15 protein-coding genes and 2 pseudogenes are annotated in these 22,889 nt (G+C 58.6%); 9 read left to right on the top strand and 8 right to left on the bottom strand.

Features of this window, described 5'->3' with window-relative positions; genetic code table 11:
- Positions 1 to 238: 238 nt before the first annotated feature.
- Positions 239 to 1,105 (top strand): helix-turn-helix transcriptional regulator, encoded by an 867-nt coding sequence (locus tag NDI72_RS21205; protein ID WP_502888437.1) that lies wholly within the window; start codon positions 239 to 241, stop codon positions 1,103 to 1,105.
- A gap of 233 nt (positions 1,106 to 1,338) precedes the next feature.
- Here the strand turns inward: NDI72_RS21205 and NDI72_RS21200 are convergent, their stop codons facing one another.
- From NDI72_RS21200 to NDI72_RS21175, 6 genes and pseudogenes are all read right to left on the bottom strand, one after another.
- A complete protein-coding gene (locus tag NDI72_RS21200; RefSeq protein ID WP_283801704.1) occupies positions 1,339 to 1,863 on the bottom strand; it encodes a hypothetical protein in 525 nt (174 codons plus the stop codon).
- Entirely contained in the window at positions 1,856 to 3,160 is a 1,305-nt protein-coding gene (locus tag NDI72_RS21195; RefSeq protein WP_283801703.1) for a hypothetical protein, read from the bottom strand. Before NDI72_RS21195 ends, NDI72_RS21200 begins: the two co-directional genes overlap by 8 nt.
- Positions 3,157 to 3,918, bottom strand: coding sequence for an ABC transporter ATP-binding protein (locus tag NDI72_RS21190; protein WP_283801702.1), 762 nt, complete (start codon positions 3,916 to 3,918; stop codon positions 3,157 to 3,159). Before NDI72_RS21190 ends, NDI72_RS21195 begins: the two co-directional genes overlap by 4 nt.
- Positions 3,915 to 4,967, bottom strand: coding sequence for a FecCD family ABC transporter permease (locus tag NDI72_RS21185; RefSeq protein ID WP_283801701.1), 1,053 nt, complete (start codon positions 4,965 to 4,967; stop codon positions 3,915 to 3,917). The genes NDI72_RS21190 and NDI72_RS21185 overlap by 4 nt, the downstream gene beginning before the upstream one ends.
- Positions 4,968 to 4,969: 2 nt before the next feature.
- Complete coding sequence (locus NDI72_RS21180; protein WP_283801700.1) at positions 4,970 to 6,058, bottom strand: ABC transporter substrate-binding protein; 1,089 nt, start codon at positions 6,056 to 6,058, stop codon at positions 4,970 to 4,972.
- Between the two features lie 370 nt (positions 6,059 to 6,428).
- Positions 6,429 to 6,674, bottom strand: a pseudogene (locus NDI72_RS21175) (metal ABC transporter permease); the annotation flags it as partial.
- Positions 6,675 to 6,676: 2 nt separating this feature from the next.
- Between NDI72_RS21175 and NDI72_RS21170 the strand changes: the two are divergent.
- Positions 6,677 to 6,871 (top strand): iron chelate uptake ABC transporter family permease subunit, encoded by a 195-nt coding sequence (locus NDI72_RS21170; protein WP_246751799.1) that lies wholly within the window; start codon positions 6,677 to 6,679, stop codon positions 6,869 to 6,871.
- A pseudogene (locus tag NDI72_RS21160) lies at positions 6,868 to 7,619 on the top strand (ABC transporter ATP-binding protein). The gene NDI72_RS21170 and the pseudogene NDI72_RS21160 overlap by 4 nt, the downstream one beginning before the upstream one ends.
- Positions 7,620 to 7,668: 49 nt before the next feature.
- Here the strand turns inward: NDI72_RS21160 and NDI72_RS21155 are convergent.
- On the bottom strand, positions 7,669 to 8,586 hold the full coding sequence (locus NDI72_RS21155) for a helix-turn-helix domain-containing protein (RefSeq protein WP_206544086.1): 918 nt from the start codon (positions 8,584 to 8,586) through the stop codon (positions 7,669 to 7,671).
- A gap of 211 nt (positions 8,587 to 8,797) precedes the next feature.
- Here NDI72_RS21155 and NDI72_RS21150 point away from each other — a divergent pair, with 211 nt between their 5' ends.
- From NDI72_RS21150 to NDI72_RS21140, 3 genes are all read left to right on the top strand, one after another.
- Complete coding sequence (locus NDI72_RS21150) at positions 8,798 to 12,169, top strand: autotransporter outer membrane beta-barrel domain-containing protein (RefSeq protein ID WP_283801698.1); 3,372 nt, start codon at positions 8,798 to 8,800, stop codon at positions 12,167 to 12,169.
- A gap of 90 nt (positions 12,170 to 12,259) precedes the next feature.
- On the top strand, positions 12,260 to 13,771 hold the full coding sequence (locus NDI72_RS21145; RefSeq protein ID WP_283801697.1) for an amidohydrolase family protein: 1,512 nt from the start codon (positions 12,260 to 12,262) through the stop codon (positions 13,769 to 13,771).
- Positions 13,772 to 14,242: 471 nt separating this feature from the next.
- Positions 14,243 to 17,989 (top strand): peptidoglycan-binding protein, encoded by a 3,747-nt coding sequence (locus NDI72_RS21140; protein WP_283801696.1) that lies wholly within the window; start codon positions 14,243 to 14,245, stop codon positions 17,987 to 17,989.
- A 524-nt stretch (positions 17,990 to 18,513) separates the two neighbouring features.
- Here the strand turns inward: NDI72_RS21140 and NDI72_RS21135 are convergent.
- Positions 18,514 to 19,848: a type II toxin-antitoxin system HipA family toxin gene (locus NDI72_RS21135; protein ID WP_502888438.1), complete on the bottom strand. Its 1,335-nt coding sequence runs from the start codon at positions 19,846 to 19,848 to the stop codon at positions 18,514 to 18,516.
- A gap of 522 nt (positions 19,849 to 20,370) precedes the next feature.
- Here NDI72_RS21135 and NDI72_RS21130 point away from each other — a divergent pair.
- From NDI72_RS21130 to NDI72_RS21120, 3 genes are all read left to right on the top strand, one after another.
- Entirely contained in the window at positions 20,371 to 21,129 is a 759-nt protein-coding gene (locus NDI72_RS21130) for a metallophosphoesterase (RefSeq protein ID WP_162742189.1), read from the top strand.
- A gap of 354 nt (positions 21,130 to 21,483) precedes the next feature.
- Positions 21,484 to 21,828 carry a hypothetical protein gene (locus tag NDI72_RS21125; RefSeq protein WP_162742188.1) on the top strand — a complete coding sequence of 115 codons (345 nt, stop codon included), beginning with the start codon at positions 21,484 to 21,486 and terminating at the stop codon, positions 21,826 to 21,828.
- 777 nt (positions 21,829 to 22,605) lie between these two features.
- Positions 22,606 to 22,884, top strand: coding sequence for a hypothetical protein (locus tag NDI72_RS21120; RefSeq protein WP_283801694.1), 279 nt, complete (start codon positions 22,606 to 22,608; stop codon positions 22,882 to 22,884).
- Positions 22,885 to 22,889: the final 5 nt, after the last annotated feature.

Genomic DNA, 22,889 nt, shown 5'->3' with positions numbered 1-22,889 from the left:
CCTTAGCAAAGCTGCAGAACTGTCCGAAAAAGTGGGACCACTTCATTGACCGCAGGTAGTCACCGGGCGTGGACTTGCTTCTCACCGGGATGCAGCATAATCTTGAGAAGATTTGTCATGTATAGATTTGGCCGGGCTGCGAAGTCGAGCCGGAAGCGTTTCGCGGCAACCGCAATGTCTTAGGCGCAAACGGCGCGATGCATTGGCTGGAAGCAGGTTGCGGCATCAGGGGCATCGAATGCAATACACCTCACATGAGCTCTTTGTCGGTGCAATCGAGGGAGTGCCGAACTGCACAACCGAGACGCAGGAGCTGGAAATCTGGCCGAAATTCATGCTCATGGTGTTGTTGCAGGGCGCGCAGCACTTTGCGATCGACGGTACTCTTTTCCACATCGGTGCCGGTTCGGGGGAGACGGAGCCGCCGGTCGTCTTCATGCTGAACGTGGCCAGGGACAGCAGGCTCCTCTTCTTCAATGAAAGCGAGATGCCGCTGAACAAGGTGATGATCTCGGCTCCTCTGCCGTGGTTGAAGCGGTTGTTTGACACGCGGGACGTCGAGCAGAGATCCGTTCTTCAGGACTTCTTCAGCGCGCATCTCGCGCATTTTTCTTTCGAACCTGGCAAGCACATCCTTCAACTGGCGAAGAAGATCATGAGCCCGCCACCGGCGCTGAAGGGCGAGTTGCGTTCGCTCTATCTCCGGGCGCAGGCGCACGACATGATGTGGCAGTCGCTTTTGGCGATGCTTGCGGAAAGGAAGGAAAAGGCACTGCCCGCGCCGGCGCTGATGAGCCTGCGCCAGTGCGAGCGTGTGCGCGAATTCATCGTTGCCAATCTGGACAAGGATCTCACGACCGACCTGATTGCGCGGGAAGTGGGGTCCAGCGCCTCCACCCTGCAGCGGCATTTCAAGGCGCAGTTCGGGATAACGGTCTTCGATTTCATCAGGCAGGAAAGGCTGGACGCAGCGCGTGTGGCGCTCACAAGTGGCGGCATTCCTATATCCCATGCCGCTCACATGGCCGGCTACAACAGCATTTCGAGTTTCACCACCGCGTTCCGAAGGGCCTATGGGGTGACCCCCGGCCAGGTTCGCGTGTAGGCGCGTTATGCGCCGTCTCGAATGCGGGTTGCTACCGAACTCGGCTTGCGAAAATCCGTGACATAAAAGGAGCCGTCGCAGAAGGCCGTTGAGGACATCGGTTTGCAGCGTGTTGCAAGGCCAAATGCGCGGCGAAGTCAGCGCATCGGATCGAAAACGCTTTCTGCGTTTCGGTCCAATGCTTTTCAAGAGTTCAGATTGTCCATCGCGCGTCTGATTGGATGCTCGGCGATTTATGCCTGCGTATCAGCCAGAACGCGAACGTTGTAGATCTCGTCAGCCGGCAGGGGCAGGAGCCGTTGCGCCATTTCCGATTTCAGCGCTTCATGGCGTGTAACCTCTTCGGGCGACTTGTCTTTCTTCGCGCCGAGCACCACGAATTCTTCACGAACATGGCCCGCTTTGATCGTGGCTTCGGCAGTGCGTCCCCGATAGCTGAACCGGAACAGATACGGCCCCGGCAGGTCTGAAATGACGTCCTTGCCGCCGATGGAACGATCGACCGTCAGACGATCATCGGTCAGCGCGCGCGTCACGGTTTCCAGCGCATCCCGACCGCCTGGGCCAGAAAAGGCCGTCAGGATGGAAATCTCTCGCCGTTCGACAAGTCCATCCGACAGGAGCGGAAAGGCAGCCTGCATGGCTTTCAGACCATGCACCACCCCACCGGGGAATCCGCCGCCATGAAAGGTCAAAAGCTGGTCGAAAGTGAAGGTAAGTTCGGTTCCGTTCTCAAGAACGGTAATCTTGTCATGCATTCAGATAGTCTTTCAGGTTGGGAATAAAGCGATCAAGAAAGCGCGTGGTGGCAGGCATGAAGTGTGAGCCATGGTGGAAAAACGGGTCCAGCGACGAAACAATCATCCGGCCGGGTGTGGTAACCGTATCCTCGTAGAGGATCGCGTGATCCTCGTGGTCGGTCGCCAGCACATGCGCGCCTTCAGGCGGCCTGAACCAGCCATGCAGGTGCCAGGTCAGATCCTTCCTGCCCATGCCGGCCAGCAAGGCGTGGTCCGGGGCAATGATGGACACGCCGAGATCTGCGCCCGGCTCAAGCCACCACCACCAATTGGTTGGAACTGACGTGAATTCAATGCCGGGCATCCAGAGATCGGAGCGGCTTTCGCCAAGTGCAACAACCGTTCCGCCTGCCTCAAGGTGGCGTAGCACCACATCGCGCTGTTCGATCATCTTGTGCGCCGGTGTACGGCATGGCACCCACAGGGCATCACTCGGCCGCAGCTCATCTGCCAGCATCTCCGGGGCGCAGACAACGTCAAATGTGTCTTCGTAGCGTGGGCTCTCAAGGCTGTGGATGTGGTAATAGGTACCCGATGAGGGCGCTATGAGGCGACGCTTCCTGCTCCGCGACGACTTCATCCCGCTATAGGTCTCAGCCGGCGCAAGTTTCGTCTCCGCCTGCGATGCTTTGGCAGCAAAAACCGGTGTTGAAAGGCACGTACCGCCGCCCGCCCAGTCGATTATGCGCCGGGCAAGCTGCGGAGAGAGCCCCCATTCGCGCCCCATCGAGCCCAGGTCATTGCCGGAATGGGAAAAGACGCGGCCACCTTCCGGCCGGCTCCAGACCCAGTCGACCGGCACATGCGTGGAACCAAGCCCGTTGATGACCACAGCGCCCGGCGGTGGCGGGTTGCAGCCTCGGCCATAAAACCCGGCAACGCCCTTGTTGGTTTCCAGTTTTTCCAGATCGATGCCATCGAACAGCGGGTGCCGGTTGACCGAGGTCAGATCGAAGTCGGCACGCTTTGGTTGGCAGATCGGTCGATACTGGGAAAGGCCATCGATCAGCGGTCGCACCATGTGACCATTGAAAAACCAGCGGCCACCGGCATCAAGGAATGCTGTGAGGGCATCCCTCATCGTCATCATGGCATTCTGGTCAAGCTGGTTGCCGGTGATCAGCCCCTTGTGCGCCAGCAGGATGCCGGGCGTAAGCTCATTCTGACGAACAATTGAGACTTCACCCCGGGTAGCTGCATCAAGAACCGCCTGTGCCGGTTCCTCGTAGGTGGAGTGCAGGTAGAGAACACTCATGCGGCGGCCTCGATGCCTGCGAATGCGGGAACGATGGACTGGCGTTGCGCGCCGGACGGGGCGTCGACGTCGACCCAGCACATGGGCACACCGTAGAGTTCAGAAAGCCGTGCGGGTTCGATCATCTCTCGGACAGGGCCATGTACTTCCTGGCCGCCAGGCATCATCATGAGAACGTCGTCGGCCGCTGCCAGCGCATGATTGGGGTCGTGCGTGGTGAACAGGATCGCCCTGTCCCGCCGCTCACGCAGCCCATCGAGCAGTTCCAGCGTTCGGGCCTGATTGCCGAGGTCCAGCGCTGATGTTGGTTCGTCGAAGACCAGCGCCGGTGAGCCCGTCGCCAGTGCACGGGCGATGAGCACCATCTGGCGCTGCCCGCCCGACATTCGATCATAACGCAGATCCGCCAGATGGTTCGCGCCGATTTCGGACAAGGCTTCAAGTGCAGCCGCACGGTCCTGTGCCTGGGGCTGGCCGAACAGGCCCAGGCGATCAGCGCGGCCCATTATAACCACTTCGGCACCTGTCATCCTTGCCTGCGATGCGCCGTGCTGCGGCACATAGCCGGTTACCCGCGGGGCTTTCCTCGCGCCCCCCGAGAGAGGCTGAAACCCCAGAAGTGCGCGCAAAAGCGTGGTCTTTCCCCGCCCATTGGGGCCAAGCACCGCCATGGAGCGCCCCACGGGCACTTCGAAGCTGATGTTTGTGAAAAGAGCCCGGTCGCCAAAGGAGACCGTAGCATTCTGTAAACCGATCATGCCCGGTTCACCTCCTTGAAATGACGCCGCAGCAGGAACGCAAATACGGGCGCTCCGATGAGGGCCGTAAGGACGCCAAGCGGAATTTCAGCCGCTGTCAGCGTGCGTGCGAGCGTATCGATAAAGGTCAGATAGGCCGCCCCGAGAAGGGCAGAGGCAGGGATCATGACCCGGTGATCCTCACCGACCAGAATGCGGGCTGCATGCGGGACCACCAGGCCGATCCAGCCGATTATGCCTGCAACAGCGACGGATGTGCCCGTCATCAGCGCTATCGCGATGAAGACATACCAGCGCTCGCGGTCTGGATTTACGCCAAGAGCGCGCGCTTCCTGTTCCTCCAGCGCAAGAAGGTTCAGCCGGTAACGCATAAGCCAGATGAGAAGCAGCCCAAGCATCATGCCGGGAACGGCAAGCCACAGGCGCGGCCATGTCGCGGTCGAGAAAGAGCCCATCAACCAGTAGACGATCGCCGGCAATGATGTGTTGGGATCGGCGACGAACTGGACGATTGATACGAGCGCAGCGAAAAGTGAGCCAACGATCATGCCCGATAGAATGACGGTGATGATCTCTGTACGGCCATTGATGCGGGCGAGCAGTCCGACCAGAACAAGCGCCACCAGACCCAGAGCGAAGGACATGCCGAGCAGAATGACACCGGCATAGCCAAAGAGGATGGCCAGTGCGCCGCCGAAGGCCGCCCCCTGGCTGATCCCGAGCACCTGCTGCGATACAAGCGGATTGCGAAAGACACCCTGCAGCGCCGCGCCGCCAACCGCCAGTGCTGCTCCCGAAAGGGCCGCCAGAAGCACGCGCGGCAGGCGCACGAGCAGCACGATGCGCTCATCCATCTGCTCGATGGACGCGGTGGGGTTGGTCGCCGCAGCAAACAGGATTTGCGCGATGCGCGGTGTGTCGACGGAGAAACGGCCAGTGCCGATTGCAAACAGGAGCGATGCGATGAGCACGGCGATCATCACGCCAAACACGCCTGCCTGAAGGCCGGCGACATTGCGTCGTCCGGCCTCCCGGGTCATGAGGCTCATTGTTACTGCGCCCTGAACTGGGCGTAGTTCGCCGCCTCGCCCTGTGTGTTCAGCCGCAGGATATCGTCGATGTCCTGTTCGGTCAGATCATAGCCGTACAGTTTCTGATACGCATCCTTCATCTCCGCCCGCAGATCGTACTGGAACACCTGCGGGTGGAGCAGATTGGCAAGCCACATCCAGGTGAGCGGGCTTTCCTGGTTCGGCGGATCCCAGCGATAGCCGCCAAGCGGCATCTTGTAGACGCGTCCGTCCTGCGCTGCATTGGTCAATGAAAGGATGGGGTCGTCATGGATGCGCTCCAGATCGAGATCGGCTTCGAAGCTGTTCAGCAGGATCACGTCGGGATTCCATTCGGCAATCTGTTCCGGGCTGATGGTCACGCCATTGCCTTCAAGATCGGCCGATGCAGAGAGCCCGCCCGCCAGTTCGATGTAGAACGTGTTGTAGTTGCCCTTGGCGCCCGAGGCTTTCATGCTCTCGAGCGCACGCAGAAGATAAAGCACTCTGGGCTTGTCGGTTTCGGTGATCTCTTTGGCCCTGTCGGCCATCTCGGCCGCCACTTCCTCACGCCAGCGCGTGTTGGCCTCGGCGCGTTCGGGTTTGCCCATCGCCGTAGCGACCATCGACTGATACTGGCGGGTCTTCTCTTCCGTTCCGTAGGAGATCAGAAGTGCGTTCAGACCGGCATTGGTGATGGGGTCTACGTAGTCGGCCCCGCGACCGGCCCACTGAACCACCAGATCGGGGTTGGTCGCAGCGAGTTCCTCCACATTGGGAATGAAGTTCGGCGCCGTGATGTCGGAGGGAATGTTCTGAGCTTCAGGAAAGATCTTTCCAAGAATGCCCTGCATGATCGCGCTTTTTGCGGTCGGGTTCATACCGGCCAGCTTCGACGTTCCGCCATCCATCGCGATGATTGTCGAGGCCATCGGGATGGGGATGGAGGCGATCCGTTCCGCAGGTTTTTCAAGCGTGATGGTGCGGTTTTCGTGATCGATGATGCTGATCGGTTCCGCGAGGACACTTCCAGATAAGCAAACGGATGCGAGCGCCACCACGCCACCGAGCGGAAATTTCAAGCAGGACATTGAGGACTCCAAAAACTGGATAAAAAGAGGAAGGTTTCTGGATGCATATAAATATGACCCATAATGTCAAGTTATATTCTGCTTCTATGGAATGGTTCGTTCGAGGATTTGGGTGAATGCGGGACCGATTGATGAGACTGCTCTGACTGGCCCGCAGGTCGCGATTGGGACGGACATGAAGTTCAGGTGCGCCACGGACGTTTCATGCCGCCCGCGAACTGCAGGCGTGAGATTTTCCCCTGAAAAGTCCGCGAGTTGAAGCTAGCGCGTTCTCAAATTGACAAGCATGAGCGAATGACCCGCGCAGAGAACATCACGTCACCGAGGTTTTCTCGCTGACGTGATGTCCCATGCGGCGTAAACAAGAGAATCAGGCGTCCCGGGGCGCGCCGAGGCGGGCGCGGTGCGGTGCGAAGAGGCAGGTCAGACCCAGGATGATGCCTGATACCGTGGCGATCATGCCAGCGGCACTGACTGCATTCTCACTGCCCAGCCACAACGGTCCGTAACCGGCCAGGACATAGCCGATTGTTGCTGAAAGGGTCGCAAAGACGACGCTCCACAAAACCTGGATTTCCAACCGGTTGGTCATTAGCCGGGCCGCATCTGGCACGCATGATGATCGGCGGTGATCACCGGCTTCTGCTGCTCTTCGCAGCAATCTGCGGCGCAGCGCTTCTTCTGGCCGCCGACACGATCGGGCGGCTGGCTTTCAGCCCGACGGTCCTTCCGGTGGGCATTGTCGTTGCCTTCGTTGGTGTTCCGGTCTTTCTGCACCTGATCGTGTCGCGGCGGCGGGAGGCTTTCGCATGACCCTTCTTGAAGCGCACAATCTGCGGCGGGTGCTGAACGACAACGCCGTTCTCGACGGCATATCGTTACGGGTGGGACCTGGCGAAATCGTCGGTCTGGTAGGGCCAAATGGCGCCGGCAAATCCACGCTGGTCCGCGCGATGCTCGGTCAGATGCGTCCCGAAAGCGGCCGGGTCCTGCTCGACGGGCGCGACTCGTGGCTTATGTTCCCCAGCGCACGCCGGACGGTTTTCCGGTCAGCGTTTTCGATGCCTGTCTTCTGGGGCGAACGCCCTATATGGGTATGAGCCCGGGCGCGCGCGACATTGCGCTGGTGGAGGAAGTTCTGGAAAAGCTCAATCTTTCCAGCCTTGCGTTCCGCTCCCTTGATGCGCTCAGCGGCGGAGAACGACAGCGCGTCATGCTTGCGCGCGCCCTTTCGCAACAGACGCCGCTTATCGTGCTCGATGAGCCGACGAGCGCCCTTGATATCGGCAACCAGCTTTTCACCCTGCGGTTTCTGGCCGATCAGGTGCGCGAGCGGGGTGTCGGCATTCTGATCGCCATACACGATCTGGCGCTGGCGGCGCGCTTCTCCAACCGGATCGCCCTGCTGCACAGGGGGCAGCTTATTGCCGAGGGGCCCTGGCAGGACGCGTTAACTCAGGAAACCATCCGCGCGACCTACGGCGTGGACGCAGAGTTTGGCGAACTGAACGGGGCGCCGGTGATTGCACCGTTCGAGATGGAGCGGCAAGGCGGGGCCTGAGCTTCCTGTCGCCATACCAACTCCGCTTGAAACGGACGGCTTTCCCAGACTATCCGCGCGGTGTTTTTCGTCTCGGTCTGTGCAGCGTCGTTGCCGGTGCTTCTCCGAATTGAGCCCGGTAGGCGCGTGAGAAATTGGCGACATGCCGGTATCCCAACCGGTAGGCCACTTCGCTGACCTGGCACTTTTCATCGAGCAGCAGGCGGCGGGCCGTGCGCAGTCTTTCGGTGCGCAGAAAGGCGGCAAGGCTTACGCCGCGCAACACCTTGAACATCTGCTCCACCCGCGCGATCTTGAGACCTGCGCGCGTTGCAAAGTTCCGCGCAGCCGCACCGTCGTTCAGATTGTCTTTCACATGGGCGACAAGTTCATCGAAGCGCATAAGCTCCCATTCGGTGAACATTTCGCCGTCAGGATCATATTCGCAGAAGGCGGTCATCGCCTGGCTGAAAAGCTGCTTTCCCAGACCTTCAATGGTCATGGCCCGCAACGGGCCATCTATGCTGGGGCCGAAGAGGCCTGTGGCCAGCGTCTTGACGCCGGCTGGAAGCGGAATGCTCTCAAGGCGCTCCAGTGATTTGCCACGCGCCATGAAGGGGGCAAGCCTCATCGGCTGATTTCCGTTTAGCTGGCGTTTGAGAAGGCGCAGCGAGATGGCCACGCCGGTATGCCGTATCAACGTTCCAGCGCGAACATCCAGGATGAAGCCGGAGGGCCCAACCCTCATGAGGCTCAGCGTGTTCTCGGCCATGGGGCCCGTGGTCCCGATGGGGGTGCTGAAATCTGCGCCGCCGGCGAGTTGGACAGAGAAGCCGATCCACGGCTGGGGCAACCGGTTTGTCACCGTAAAACGGCAGTCTGCTTCGGCTTCGATCTCCGACCGATAGATGGCGACACCATTGTCGAATGTCAGGCGCTCCACCCTTCCATGTGCACCGGGGATGGCAATCGCATTGCCTCCGACCATGCGCCATTCCGGTGCATCTCCATTTTGCTGCATTGATCGTTCTGCCCCTGAAACCGTGGAAAACTGCGCGCTGGTTGAACGTCTGAAACCAGAAATGAAAATGATAAGTCATCATGAAAGTGATAATCAATTCATGTAGCTAAATAAAACGCCTGCTAGTAGCTTCCGGTCGAATTTGTAATTTGCGAATACCGGAAAGTCAGGGCGTCCCATGAAAATAAAAACGCTATCGAGCGGTCGTGTTTCCAGCGGCGCGGAGGCGATCACAAAGAGGCGGCTGTGGGCAAGCACGGCCCTGGTCGCCTTCAGTGTCGTTGCGGTGGTGGGACACGGTCGAGCGCAGGAAATCATTGATGGCTCCATGGAAACCGTGGATGGCGATGGCACGGGAACCAAACCGAGCCCGTGGCTGCTTCCTGGTAGCCTTATCCTTGGTGATCAGAGTGCGGGAATGCTGATCCTGCAAAACGGAGGCCTTGCGTCTGCGACCGACGTGCAGCTTGGAGCCAGGGCTTCGGGCGAGGGGCAGCTCTGGCTTCATGGATCGGTAGCTGATCGCGGCGTGCTTGAAACCGGTCAGGTCAGTGTTGGTGCGGGCGGCGGAACGATCAGTTTTGACGGCGGCATTCTTCGCCTGACGCGCGATGAGGCGGACCTCTTTGCGGGCTTTGACGATGGTGACATCAGAATAGGCTATTCGAATGCCTATATCGACACGCAGGAACACTCGGTTGCGACGTCTGTTGGTCTCGAAGGTGTTGGCGGTCTGCTCAAGCGTGGCTCGGGCACGCTGACGCTCACCGGACACAATCGCTATCAATCCGGAACGACCGTTTATGAAGGTGTACTTGCGGTCGATGGCGGAAGCATTACCCATACGGCTGGGCACGTTGTGGTGGCTGCGTCCGGCGGGGATGATGCGTCCCTGATTATCAGCAATGGAGGCGTAGTCAGCGGCTACAACAGTCAGATCGGGTGGGGTTCCGGGACGACCGGAAAGGCTCTCGTCACTGGTGCCGGGTCGTCGTGGCTCAGCGCCGGAACGCTGGAGATTGGCCGTTTCGGAAAGGGTGGGCTCACCATTGAAAATGGTGGACTTGTCGAAAGCCGCGATGCGCGCATCGGATACGCCCAGAGCGCAGTTGGCGAGGTGCTGGTTTCCGGAGCTGGGTCGAATTGGCGTCTGGATGACGGACTGGAGGTCGGTCGAACTGGCAAAGGCGCGCTGACCATTGAGGATGGCGGCGTCGTACAGTCCGGCTCTGTATTTCTCGGGACAAACGCAACCGGTCGTGGGACGGCTTTGGTTTCAGGCTCCGGGACTCACTGGGAGGTTGACGGGAACCTTGTCGTTGGCCGCGCCGGTGAGGGGATGCTCGAAATTTCCGAGGGCGCGCTTGTCTCTGCCGACCGGGTCGAGCTGGGCATGTTCAGCAATGCGTCCGGTACGCTGAGGCTTTCTGGCGCGGCGGGGGCGAGAGGCGTTCTGGAAACGGAGCAGGTCAGCGAAACGTCCGGGGAAGGAAGCCTCATTTTCGATGGCGGAGTTCTGCGGCTTACTGCCAATCAGTACAACCTTTTTGCCGGGTTTGAGGCGGGTGACGTCACAATCTCCGCGGGTGGCGCTTACATCGACACGCATGGCTTCTCGGTTCACAGCGCTTACGCTCTTGGCGGTTCGGGTGGCCTGATCAAGCAGGGCAACGGGTCTCTGACGCTTCACGGCGCGAACACTCATACCGGTGGCACGATTGTTGAGGCGGGAACGCTTGTTCTCAAGGGCGGTGACGCGCTTGCCGATACGGGCGCGGTCGAGCTTCAGGGCGGCGTGCTTCGGCTTGATGACGATGAAACGATAGGGTCACTTGCCGGTGTTGCTGGTGCGCACATCAGTCTGCAGGCCAACACGCTGTTCACCGGCGGAAGCGGCAACAGCTCCGTTCTCGCCAGCAGCATTTCAGGAACCGGCGGGTTTGAGAAACAGGGGGCGGGAACGCTTGTTTACACGGGCGATGGCTCCGGCTTTGACGGAACAACCAGGGTTGTCGATGGTGCGCTGATCGTCGGAGTGGGCGGCAATGGCGCTTTGGGTGGCGCGGTTGAAGTCCTCAATGGAGGGGTGCTTGGCGGATCCGGCGACCTGGGAGCGCTGACCGTGGCTTCAGGTGGTGTTCTGAAACCCGGTAACTCCATCGGGACGCAAAGCGTTTCCGGAAACGCGACCTTCGAAAACGGCTCGGTCTTTGAAGTCGAAGTGGACAACGCCGGAAGCGGCGATCGACTGGCGGTCTCGGGCCATGCCTTTATCAATGGTGGAACAGTGAATGTGCGCGCCGAAAACGGGACAGACGACGGTTCCACCTATGATCCCGCGACAACCTACACGATCCTGACCGCAACGGGTGGTGTGAGCGGTGCGTTCAGTGGGGTGACGGAGAATTTCGCCTTCCTTGATGCCGCGCTTGCCTACGATCCCGACGCTGTGTTGCTCACTCTTTCGCGCAATGACACGGACTTTTCCGAACTGGCAAAAACACACAATCAGCGTGTTGCAGCCATTGGAGCGCAAGGACTGGGGAGCGGCAATCAGCTTTTTGACGCCATTCTTGGCCTGAGTGACGCCCAGGCGCCAGGTGCATTCGACGCGATCTCCGGAGAAATATACGGATCGATCAGAAGCGGCTTCATCGCCGACAGCAGCTTTTTGCGGGACGCGGCTTCGGAGCGCGTCCGGAGTGCATTCGGGATCGGGGTGCCCGCATCTGCGCCGGAGTTCTGGAGCATGGGTTTCGGCTCCTGGCAGAACTTTTCCAGCGATGGGAACGCGGCGCAATACACGCATGATACGCGTGGGCTGTTGCTGGGGGGCGACGCCGAGGTCGCTGGCTGGAATTTGGGGCTCATGGCGGGGTACAGCCGTTCATCCCTTCGCTCGGCAGATCGAGCTTCGGCTGGCAGCAGCGATAACTACCATCTCGGCATCTATGGTGGACGCCAGTGGGAGGCGCTCACGTTCAGCGGCGGGTTCGCCTATACCCGGCATGAAGTGGATGTGCGCCGCTCGGTCGCGTTTGCGGGGTTCAGCGATGCCCTGTCTGCAGGGTATGACGCCGGAACGGCGCAGGGCTTTGGAGAGCTGGGCTATCGGGTGGAGACGCCTGTGGCGACGGTCACACCTTTTGCCGGGATTGCTCTCATCTCCCATTCGTTTGGCGGTTATGCGGAAGAGGGCGGCGCTGCAACTCTGGAGGCGCTCGCGCAGACCGGCAATGTCACATTCACAACGCTGGGAATGCGGATGGGGCGCGATGTCAGTCTCGACGTCTTCAGCGGCGCACTACACGGGGCGATCGGCTGGCAGCATGCATTTAACAATGAAGTGGCCCTGGCGCGCCATGCACTGGCGGGAGGCGATGCCTTCAGCGTTGCCGGTGCGCCCATTGCGGCAGACACATTGCTTCTGGAGGCAGGCTTCTCGTTTGCATTGAGCGATGCCGCCAAGCTCGGAGCAGCCTATGGGGGGCAGGTTGCCCGTGGCGCTGCGCGACACACTCTCGACGCGACACTCTCCATCAGCTTCTAAAATTCGTCCCAGCGTTTCTGGCCTGCCTGTTATCCGCAGGCCAGGCACAGTGACGCGCAGCCTGTGACGGGCAAAAGACAGGGAAACGTCATGAAAACCAGACACAGCATTCTTCTCACTGCGGCAGCCGTAAGCTGCTCCCTCATCACTCTGAACATTGCGGGGGCGGAAGCCGTGCCGGAATATGATCTGGTGATTGCCAACGGCCGCGTGATCGACCCGGAATCGGCACTGGACGCAACGCGGCATGTCGGGATTGTCGGCGGCAAGGTGGTGGTCGTCTCCGAAGAGCCGCTTGACGGCGCAGAAGAAGTCGATGCAACGGGACTGGTCGTCGCGCCCGGCTTTATCGACCTTCATTCACATGCCCTCAATATCCCGTCCGCATGGATGCAGGCCTTCGATGGTGTGACAACCACGCTGGAACTGGAGCGGGGCGCATGGCCGCTGGAGCAGGCCTACGACAATGTTGCAGAGAATGGTCTGCCGCTGAATTACGGCTTTGCCGTCAGCTGGATCGATGTGCGAATAGAGATACTCGGGGAGAAGTTCGACCAGAGGGTGACTTCAGACGTTTCAGAACAGGTGATTGAGCGCATTGAAGATGGGCTCAAACAGGGGGGCATCGGCATCGGCCTTCTTCCAGGCTATGTCCCGAACACAAACCGGGTCGAGTATTATGAAGCGGCGAAGCTCGCCGCGCGCTACAATGTTCCCACCTTTACCCACGTGCGTGGCAAGTTCCATGACGAGCCCGGCCACGCAATCGAGGGCTATGGCGAGGTGCTTGCAGCAGCGGCAGCGACGGGTACTCAAATGCATATCTGCCATCTCAGCAGTTCAGCGACCCGTTTCATTCCGGAGGTTTCCCGGATGATCCTGAAGGCGCAGGAACAGGGGCTGCGTGTGACGACGGAAACCTATCCTTATGGTGCCGGGTCCACGGTGATTTCCGCGCCCTTCCTGCGCGCACGCGAACTTCAGCGTGTAGGGCTGGAACACGACAGCATCGTCTACCTCAAGACAGGCGAGCGGCCGGAGAGCGACGAACGCCTGACCGAGATCCAGGAAACAGACCCGATGGGACTGTCCATCATCCATTACCTTGACGAAGGCATAGAGGAAGATGCGACGCTGATCGACAAGGCCGTCATCTTCCCCGACGGCATCATAGCCAGCGACGCCATGCCGTTTACCGTGGACGGCGAAGAGGTTCTTGATCCCGTCTGGCCGCTGCCAGAAGAGGCCATATCCCATCCCCGCTCGGTTGGCACGTTCGCGCGCGTTCTGGGCCGTTACGTCCGTGAACGTCAGCTCATGAGCCTGAGCGAGGCCATCCGTCGTTCAAGCCTCCTGCCTGCAAGGCTGCTGGAGGATTCCGTGCCCGATATGAAGAACAAGGGCCGCATCCGTGAGGGTGCAGACGCGGACATCGTTGTCTTCGATCCCGAAACCATCATCGACAGGGCAACATTCGAGGATCCACGGCAGCATTCGGCTGGTGTCCGTCATCTGATCGTCGGTGGAGGCTTTGTTGTTCGCGATGGTGAGCTGGATCAGACGGCGCGTCCGGGCAGGCCGGTTCGTGCGACTGCGCACTGAAGGTTGATGGAAACAGGGTGGCAGGGCATCGTTTGAAAGCCCGGTCGACGGGGGGCTTTCCGCCTCGCTGCCCTACGCGAGTTTCACCTGTCGGCATGCCGGATCGAACGCGGTTGGCAGGAATGTTGCCACAAGCGGCTGCGGAAGTGGCGGGTTTCTCCGCCAGAGCTTCGGGCTCGGACGAGCGCTTTGTACAGCACGATAGCCGGTTCGCCCGCGTCAGTTTCGCGGTTCGGCACCATAGGGTGTTTGGTGTTGGGAGCCTCTTTGAGGGCCATATGTGGGCGACCAGCACAACGGCGTGATTTTGATGGTTCTTTTGATTCATCCGTCGGCCTTTTGAGTTGGGCTGATGATGCGTCAGTGCCTCATATTCCTACGGGAACGCCGCTTGCGGCTGACAGGTGTGTGCTGTTGCATCGCGTCGGCCCTGCCACTTTTTGCTTCAGCCAAATAGACGACTGGTAATCGATGGCCGGCATCGCAAGACTTGTCTTGACGGTAGTGTCGGGGCGAGCCGCCTTACTGTCAGATGCTCTGTTCGATTGTGGGGCAGCATTATGTGATCTGTATTTCCGCAGCGGGGCCGTCATGCTTAGGATATTTCTTGCACCGATATTTGCGCTTGTCGTCGCAGTGCCGATGCCGGCAATCGCTCTTGATCTGAATGACATTTCCAGGGGGCTGAATGCAGTCTCCGATCTCGAGAGGGCGCTTCGAAGGCATCAAGAGACGCCCCCGGAACGCTCGCGGCAGGTGCCGCCATCTGCGCGCATAGTGCAGCGCCCTTCTGTCAGGCAGGATGTGCGCGAGGTGCAGTCTTTACTCGCCCGGCTTGGTTATGATCCCGGACCTGCCGATGGTCTGATGGGACGGCGTACCCGCAATGCAATCATTGCGTTTGAGCGCGATTCTGGTCTTGCGGTGAGGGGGGAGGTAAGCAGCAATCTGCTGGATCTTCTGCGCAATGTTGCTTCCGGTCATACTGGAAGCAGGACTGTGGCAAACGAACACCGGCCCAGCTTTGACTGCGCAAAAGCCTCAACCAGAGTTGAACATACCATTTGCGGCAACGCGGACCTGGCAGAACTCGACCGCGCCGTTGCCAGACATTACGCAGCCGCGCTGGACGGGCTTGATGCAGGCGGCAGAGCGCAGCTTCAGGCCGAGCAGCGCGCGTGGATGGCGCAGCGCGATCGTTGCGGCGGTGATGTCATGTGTCTGGTGTACGCGCTCGGCAAGCGGTCACAGGCGCTGGTGGTGATTGCTCAGAACCAGAGCGGCGATGCTGCCGCGCAAAAAGCGATTGTGCAGCAAGGTGTGCTGGACGCGCCTGCTAATTCTGACGGAGCCATCGATGAGCAGATCATCATTCTTTCCGCCGGCTCTGGAGGAAGTCTTGCGCGAGAACTGCTTGGCAAGGAGAGTGTTCAGCGGCAGCGGGACTATCTGGTGTCCATGGTGGCCGCGGCAACCATTGGAACCGAGCATGAGCAGATTTTCGTGAATCACCAGTCGCTTTCGCCAGCAGAAGTGCGCGCGGCAGCGGCAGAAGCCGGCCTTGCAGATACCAGCAAGCTCGAAGCCTATATCTCCAAGGGGATGATCAGCAAGGTACAGGATGTCGAAAACGGCTATCTGACCGTTGACTACAACCAGTTTGAAGTTGCGCGCTTCAAATCTGCGCTGCGGGAAAAAGCACTGGCCGCCATTGCGCGCGATCGCCGCTCTTCACCACAGCGTCTGATGCTGGTTTGTGGCTTGCGTGTTGGCGAGTATGATTTTGAAAAGCAGCATTTTCCGTTCGGTGAAAAAGAACTGGATACCTGTTTTGCGGGAGAGCAGAGCCCTGCGCGTGAGTTTAGTGGCTACCGGGCGCGCATTCCGGTGCATACAACCCTGCGCCCTGAAGGATTTTCAGTCGATCCTGCGGCCGCCGAAGCGTTGATCAATCGGCTTGGACGGGCCCGATTTGCGCTCGCCATACCCGCAGTTGTCGAAAGCCGGATCTCTTCTGATCGCAATGGACGGCCGGAATTTGTCTTTGATGCGCGGCCTGCCGGTCCGCTTGAGCTGCGTTCAGAGCAGAATCTCGCAGAAGTCATTTACCGCTATCCCGATGCCGCGCTGCGTGACATCACCGATACGCCCGAGACGCGCAGGCTGTCAGATTTTAACAGGCCATGGTGGCTGGATACGCAGGAAGAAATCGCACTGATAACAGGCAGGGCGGAAACGGTGCGCATTGACGCGCTCGATGCTGACAGTCTGTTTGGCGCGGAAACCGGGCTGACATTTTCCTTCCGCGTCAAATATGGTGGAGCGCTGGCAGAGGGGAACCGCAATCTTGCTGCCTTTGCGAAGCCACAGAGCGACCGGGCTCTGGAGGAGGTCGCTCAAGCCCTGCAGCTTCCTTTGGAAAATCTGCTGGTGACACCATTGCCGGTAGTTGGCCACAATAACCAGTTCGGGGCGGCCATTCTTGTGTTTCCGCAAGATAGCGCTGGTTATGTCCTCTCTGAGGAACTGCCCGCCCATGAAGAGCAGGATGGCGGGTGGCCGTTTGCTGCAGTGGAAATGGCCGTCACCGCAGAAAAACTCCTCACCCTGCACGGTGGACAACAAAGGCTCTTGCTCGCCGGGCATCCGGAACGACTGGTAGTGCGCCGTACGTCACGCAACACAAGATGGCAGGATGCCCCTGAAATTGGCGCTGCGAGGTTCCCAAGGGCCGCGCCTCGCGAATTCGAAGAGGTCAGTCTTGCCTGGAAGTCGGACCTGCTCTCGGTCGGTGCGAAACTTGCTGACTGGGACACGGAAGAACTTTTTCGAGAGCAGCTGGAAAGCAGCCCTTATGCGCGCAACGATACGTTTGCCAAACGAGAGGCCGCATCACAGCTGGCCGCCGCCGCTTTGGCGCGGAGCGGCGAGGAAAACGTGCACTGGCTAAAGGCGTATATTCGCTTTGAACCCTGCGACTTCGAGCGCAAAGGCTGGCTGGTTCGTCCCGGAATTGAATTCAGTGCCAGGGCCCATGAGGCGGACAGTGCGCTGAACGTTTCATTGGTGTCTGGTGACACTGCGCAAGGCGTCATCTCTGATCAGGGTATGTTCATAGCCATGCCCCCTGAAGAGGCGCAGGCTTTTCAGCAAAGTAGCAAGAGTTTTCCGGTGTTCGACGGGTTGCTGGCCCTTCGGATAACGGATGTGGATCTTTCTTCTGCCCGCACATTCTCAATGGGCATGACGCTGCGCTATCAGCCGGTCGAAATGTTGCTTTTCGATGCCGGGGAGGCGCAGACGATCATCAATCCGCGATCGGTCCGCTTGCGGCATACATTTGAAGTGCCATCAGTTGTCGATGAAACCCCTGATGCGATGGCCGATAGCGCCATCGTGGCTGAGCTGATGGGGGAGTTTGCGGTTCTTGGTGTGTCTCTTGGTGCCGGCTTTGAGGCGTCGGTCGACGAGATCGCAGAGCAGATTGGTGCAGAGCGGCGGCTCTTCGCGCGGACTGCGGCCAGGCAGGATGCTCTGCAGAATGAGCAGCCGATTAATGACTGGGATTCCTACCATAACGGGATCTTGCTGGAATCTGCCGAACGGCAGGAGATGGTCGCCCTCTACCACGAGCCGCCTGCTCTTTCTGATACCGTCACGGCCATCGTGCGTACGAGACTTTTCGGGCCCGGCAAAGGTCCGGCGTGGGGGCAACTGCGTGAACAGCTCTTGCAGACATACAGTCAGATTAATGCGGAGATGTTGCAGGAACTGGAAAGCACCGGTGCTGTCTCTATCTGGGCCGAGCCTGCTGTGGTGCCGGGGGCACGTGTGAGGCCCGTTGATAGCGCTGCGGCGGCGTGCAAGCGCAGCCTAAATGCGATCGCGAGGAGTTCCTCGACGCAGTTTCTGTCGAGTATAAAGGCGCGGGAGGCAGGCAATATGCGACCAGCTGACGCCAGAGCGACATGGGTTGATGGAAATGGACAGCCAACGATTCCCGCCTTTGCGTCAACTTATTCTCTGCCACAGCTATTTGGTGGGCGTCAGGACTGTCCGGATTTTGAGGTGATGGTGCTTGCGATCAAGATCGGCGACGATGGAAAGGTTGTTCATTTCCGGCAGGCGGTTTCTGTCCCCGCGCGCATGGCGGTCGTTGAGGAAGAGCGGAAGGAGGCAGCTATGAGTGATGCAGGCAGCAGTGATTTTGATCTCTGAAGGCTATCGGTACATTGATCATCCGACCGCAGGTTTAGGCAGGATAGGAGGAGCCTGTCTCTGAATTTTCGACCGCTGCTTCCGTGTTTTTAGGCGCCGAAGGTGGAGCGAAGCAGGGGTAAGCTACCTTGGTTCTGTCATTACCTCGCAACTCCGTCTGTTTCGAACGCAGCCTGCAGGACCCGTCGTCTATCACGCTGTCTGGTGAGTTGTTCTTCTCTGGTCTGGTCACCTCTTTTCTATCGCCGCCAGTGAGTTTCATCCAGGTGGCAAACGGCGTTTGACGTGGTGGCGCCTTTCCATAAATCAGAATCGCAAATGTCGAAGTTTGAATCGCTTCACAAGTAACAGGAATCGAATGACCACAAATCGTCTCGACCTGTTTCAATTTGAATTGAGTTGTCGGAGCAGCATATCTAGTTGCCACCGCGCGACAGGTGTCATCACGTGTCCCACGGCACTTGGGGATCCATCAGCGGCATAAGCCTGTCAGGCGGTTCTCCGGTTCTGATGCACGGGAGTGTTCACGGAACCAAACGGTGAGCGCTGCCAATCCTGTGTGCCGTCTCCCCGTCAACCCCTGCCTCATCCGCATAGTGGAGCCAGTTCGCAATGACGTCTCTGACGCTGGAAACCAACGCTCTCGCTCTGGCAGGCTTGATTGATGCGTTTTCAGCGAAGGAGAAGAGGTCGGCAAGCTCGAAGCCATCCCGTTTGCCATTCAGGCTCATCTGATGCTGGCCGGTCCATTCACCGCGTGGATTGCAGGAATAGGTCACGTCAAATGCTGGCGACAGTGCCCACGCACCGGATTGGTCCATCAGAAAAGCGATGTTCTTGACGTGATCGTCCTGATTTCTGGCGATGATGTTGAAGGCTGCCCGAAGAAACTGCTGCTCCCGTGCCCGAGTGCCAAGACCAAGATTGCGAATGGTCATGATTGCCTGCTCGTATGAATGGCTGATCGGGTCGTTGAAATCGAAATGCTGCAGGCCGCAAAGCGATTGCATGTGGAGCTTGTGTGTCGACCCGCTCTCGTCGATGGCTCGGTCAAACCGCCTCGTCATGAAATGACTGCGCCCACCCTCATGGTGCAACCGGCATGGCATCATGTCGATGCCGGCAGCCGTCGCCATCAGATGGTAGCCGTACTCGATCTGACCAAAGCCCTGCGGATCCGGTTCCTCCTTGTCCCTGTTGTTGTCGATGCCGTCGAATTTCATCAACCAGTGTTCAAAGCCGTCCCCGGCGTCAGTCTGGCCATGACGAAACTCTCCGGTCTTCGAATTCCAGGCGAGGATTGCCTTCGCGCGGGCTCCGCCCGCCGAGGTGCCAATCCGAAGAATGTCGTCAAATGCGTCAGGGTCATGCTTGGCTGCGCGCACCATTGAATTGACGCTCTCAGACCCCGTTTTTTCGTTTAGTAGCTGATTGACCATACGAACGAGCGCAACCACCTCGACGCTGCGGGCCTTTCGGTCGCAAACTGCCAGTGCTGGCCTGAATTCGAGAGCTCCCATGCCCTGGGCCCCGAGATAGCAAAGCCGCTCAACCGGGTTGAAGCTTTCGGGTGTGCGCGCCTGTTCTGCAAGCCAGGCATTGATCAGTTGGTCGCCAAACCGGTCTGGGAGGGCGTCTGCCAGCATTCCTGGCAGCCCTTTAAAGGTTGTTCGGGGCAGTGCGGGAAATGAATACGGGTCCCGGCTCAAAGGCATGACCAGCGGCGACAACTCAATGCCGGTGTCGGCAAATTCAGGAGTGTACCGAAAGAGAGCAAACCCATCGTCTGCCGACCAGGAAACGGTCGCGACTTCTCGCCCCCAAAGGTAGATGGATGCATCCGCAATTGGTTCAGTCATGATCGGCTCTTTGTCACCTGTTTGCATTCCCTTGTCGTGCTGCTTGCCCCGCATGAACTCGACGTTGCCATTGTGCCTCCTTCGTTCGTGTCCTCTCGATCGGGCCAGTGCGTTCGTTGGGACCGAGAAGAGCAGTCTTTTCGTTGTCTGTCGAATGCCGTCAATGTCTCCAATGAAAGTCCGTGCCTCTACATGGACGTCGTGCAGACTGCAGCGAGCAGGGCCGGATCGGGTAGTGCAGATAACGTCAGTCTCACCGCCAACTCGTCGATCTCGCCGAGGCTGAAAACAGCAGCCCAAAAGCGGAACTTATTTATCTCCGAGGAAAATAAGTAATTTGAACATTTGCCTCGGGAATGAGGTGGTTCGGATGTTCCGAACTTCCGCAATCAATTGATATTAAATGGTTTTTCTATTCATCGCTTGACTTGACGAGGTTTGCGCGCGAGCAATCCACCGCTTCGAAACTCGATTAAAACGTGGCTCAGGCTACTCGTCCCTGAAAACCCGGGAGACTACACATTGAAGCTCTGGATTCTTTCCGACCTGCATCTGGAGTATGCAAATTTGTCGAAACCGCTGAAGATCCCTGACGCAGATGCCTGCATTGTGGCGGGTGATTTGTGCTGTGGTGTCGCCAATGGCGTACAATGGCTGGCGGACCAGATCGCGCCTGCCATGCCCTGCATCTATGTCGCGGGAAACCATGAGTTCTACAATGGCGGGATCAGGGAGAATCTCGAGGACGGAAGAGCGGCGTGCCGAGGTGTTGAGAATGTCCACTTTCTTGAGAACGATATTGTCGCGATCAACGGTGTCCGGTTCATTGGTGCGACCCTATGGACCGATTACCGGATTGCGGGCCATCAATCTCTTGCGATGAGGCATGCGCGAGAGCGGATGACTGACCACCGAAAGATCGCCCTGCAGAAAAACCCCTGGCAGCGGTTTCTTCCGGAGAGCGCGTATCGGATGCACGTGGAGTCGCGTCTGTTCATCGAGCGTTCGATGAAAGCCGACCAGACACAGGCGGTTGTCGTTACACATCACCTGCCGTATCCCGCGTCGGTCCACCCCAGGTTCAAGGGCGACTTGCTGAACGGTGCCTTCGCATCAGATCTGGGTGCCGTTATCGATCAGGGGCGACCAGCGCTCTGGGTTCATGGACACACCCACGACAGCTGTGACTACAGGGTCGGAGCAACGCGCGTGCTATGCAATCCACGTGGCTACGACAACGAGAACGCAGCTTTCAATCCTTACATGATCGTGGGGATCTGAACGGGGGCAGCTCCACCCGGATGACGAGCAGTTGCGATGATGGGCCTGTCGTCAGGGGGGGCGTAAACGCTACGGCAAGTGCAGCGGATGTGCGCACTCAGCATCTCAGATCAACCTGACTTAAATCGAGATGATTTGCNCAGGGGGGGCGTAAACGCTACGGCAAGTGCAGCGGATGTGCGCACTCAGCATCTCAGATCAACCTGACTTAAATCGAGATGATTTGCGGTCGTCCGATTCAAATTTCCTGCAAGGCGATTCAAAACTCGACACCAACGATTCTGATTTGCGGAAAGGCGTTACGTTTTCAAACGCCGTTTGCTAGAGAGTTGAGGAAGGCAGGTGGAGGGGAAGATGGTACAGTCCAGAAAAGAGCGCCTGGCGAGGCAGCGTGATCGGCAACGGGCGCTGCGGGCTGCCAGCAAGAGCCGACGGAAGCCGTCTCGAGACGACATAGCCAGGACCCTGCTCCACTTTGCCATCACGAAGAACCTGTCCGAGGAGCGGAGAGAGAGGCTTGAAGAGCTTCAGCATCACATTGTCGCGGAGCTGGTTCTCCAGGGGTTCGATGAGAGGGAGACGGAGATCGTATGGGATGCCCTCGTCGACAAATATCAGTCGGGGTGGTCTTTCCAACTGAAACGACATCTTTCAAAGGATGATGATCTCGATGCTGATGAAGCAGATGCCGATAGCTGATCGGGCAGGCAGTCTGCCTTCCACGCAGGCGCTCGGTTTCGATACCGGATTGATGGCATCTTCAAGTGATCGCCAATCCCAAATGTTCGGTTCTCCCCCCCGTTACTCCCTGAAACGGCGTTTGCTGGTGAATCGCTTATCTGTAGCTTTTTCTGCTAGCTTGGCCCGAAACTCGACCATGGTCTGGTTTGAGAATACGGGATTGCGGTAGCTGAAAGCGTAGTCACGATCGTGCCCATATGTGTCGGCACCCCGTTGCAGCTGAGCCAAGGACAAGTCTCAGGCATCTGCCGTGAGCGTCTGTTCATCGGGCTTTCAACGCCATGACAAATCAAAAGAACGTGCCAAGACGTCAATCCAAATCAGAATGATTTGAAATAATTTGCGGTATTCCGATTCTAGGTTCTCCCTATCCGATTCAAATGTGCGAGCAAGCGATTCTGAATGCACGAAAAGCGTTACATGCTCAAACGGCGTTCGATGGGCGGAGACGGGCAGCGGGCACCCCAGGCCGATGCTTCCTGATGGCCCAGTGAAACTCTGGGCTACGCGACAGAATGCGTTTCAAGATGAAGTCGTAGTCTTTCTTCAGAAGACCCGCGGTTAACCATCCGATCGCAAGAAAAACGATCGACGATCATTTTAGGGGCTCCGCGGCAATCTCTTATGTGCCAGGATGCTCTTGCTTTCGGGGAACACATCTTCGAAAACGGCCTCCGAAGGTGCTGGAACACCGACGAAGGCCTGACCCGCAACCTAACGAGGAGGCCTTGGGCTATGAAAGACTTTATTTCCTTTGAACTGGCGAATGAAGCCACTGAGTATCGCAACCCCCAGCTTCATGATGATGGCATGATGTCGCTCTGGGTCGACGAGGATCGACCGGTTTGCAGCGACGATGCGATCGAACTTTTCGACCGTGCATCTTACGCCCCCAGTGCAGCGGCCCTGATTGCCGCCCTCGCGGCTGAGCTTGAAGCCGCTGAAGCGCGCCTGCGCCATGCAGAAGAGAAGCTTGCTGCGGATTTCAGAATTACCGGACAGCGATTACGCTAATTCGC

This window comes from Nitratireductor sp. GZWM139, assembly GCF_030068685.1.
In the GTDB taxonomy this organism is placed as follows: Bacteria; Pseudomonadota; Alphaproteobacteria; order Rhizobiales; family Rhizobiaceae; genus Nitratireductor; species Nitratireductor aquimarinus.
This window is presented reverse-complemented; position numbering and strand designations above follow the sequence as displayed.

Excerpts from the sequence above, each read along its gene's own strand:
- NDI72_RS21205 (WP_502888437.1), top strand. The coding sequence starts at position 239 with ATGCAATACACCTCACATGAGCTCTTTGTCGGTGCAATCGAGGGAGTG.
- NDI72_RS21200 (WP_283801704.1), bottom strand. The coding sequence starts at position 1,863 with ATGCATGACAAGATTACCGTTCTTGAGAACGGAACCGAACTTACCTTC.
- NDI72_RS21195 (WP_283801703.1), bottom strand. The coding sequence starts at position 3,160 with ATGAGTGTTCTCTACCTGCACTCCACCTACGAGGAACCGGCACAGGCG.
- NDI72_RS21190 (WP_283801702.1), bottom strand. The coding sequence starts at position 3,918 with ATGATCGGTTTACAGAATGCTACGGTCTCCTTTGGCGACCGGGCTCTT.
- NDI72_RS21185 (WP_283801701.1), bottom strand. The coding sequence starts at position 4,967 with ATGAGCCTCATGACCCGGGAGGCCGGACGACGCAATGTCGCCGGCCTT.
- NDI72_RS21180 (WP_283801700.1), bottom strand. The coding sequence starts at position 6,058 with ATGTCCTGCTTGAAATTTCCGCTCGGTGGCGTGGTGGCGCTCGCATCC.
- NDI72_RS21170 (WP_246751799.1), top strand. The coding sequence starts at position 6,677 with ATGATCGGCGGTGATCACCGGCTTCTGCTGCTCTTCGCAGCAATCTGC.
- NDI72_RS21155 (WP_206544086.1), bottom strand. The coding sequence starts at position 8,586 with ATGGTCGGAGGCAATGCGATTGCCATCCCCGGTGCACATGGAAGGGTG.
- NDI72_RS21150 (WP_283801698.1), top strand. The coding sequence starts at position 8,798 with ATGAAAATAAAAACGCTATCGAGCGGTCGTGTTTCCAGCGGCGCGGAG.
- NDI72_RS21145 (WP_283801697.1), top strand. The coding sequence starts at position 12,260 with ATGAAAACCAGACACAGCATTCTTCTCACTGCGGCAGCCGTAAGCTGC.
- NDI72_RS21140 (WP_283801696.1), top strand. The coding sequence starts at position 14,243 with ATGGCCGGCATCGCAAGACTTGTCTTGACGGTAGTGTCGGGGCGAGCC.
- NDI72_RS21135 (WP_502888438.1), bottom strand. The coding sequence starts at position 19,848 with ATGACTGAACCAATTGCGGATGCATCCATCTACCTTTGGGGGCGAGAA.
- NDI72_RS21125 (WP_162742188.1), top strand. The coding sequence starts at position 21,484 with ATGGTACAGTCCAGAAAAGAGCGCCTGGCGAGGCAGCGTGATCGGCAA.
- NDI72_RS21120 (WP_283801694.1), top strand. The coding sequence starts at position 22,606 with ATGAAAGACTTTATTTCCTTTGAACTGGCGAATGAAGCCACTGAGTAT.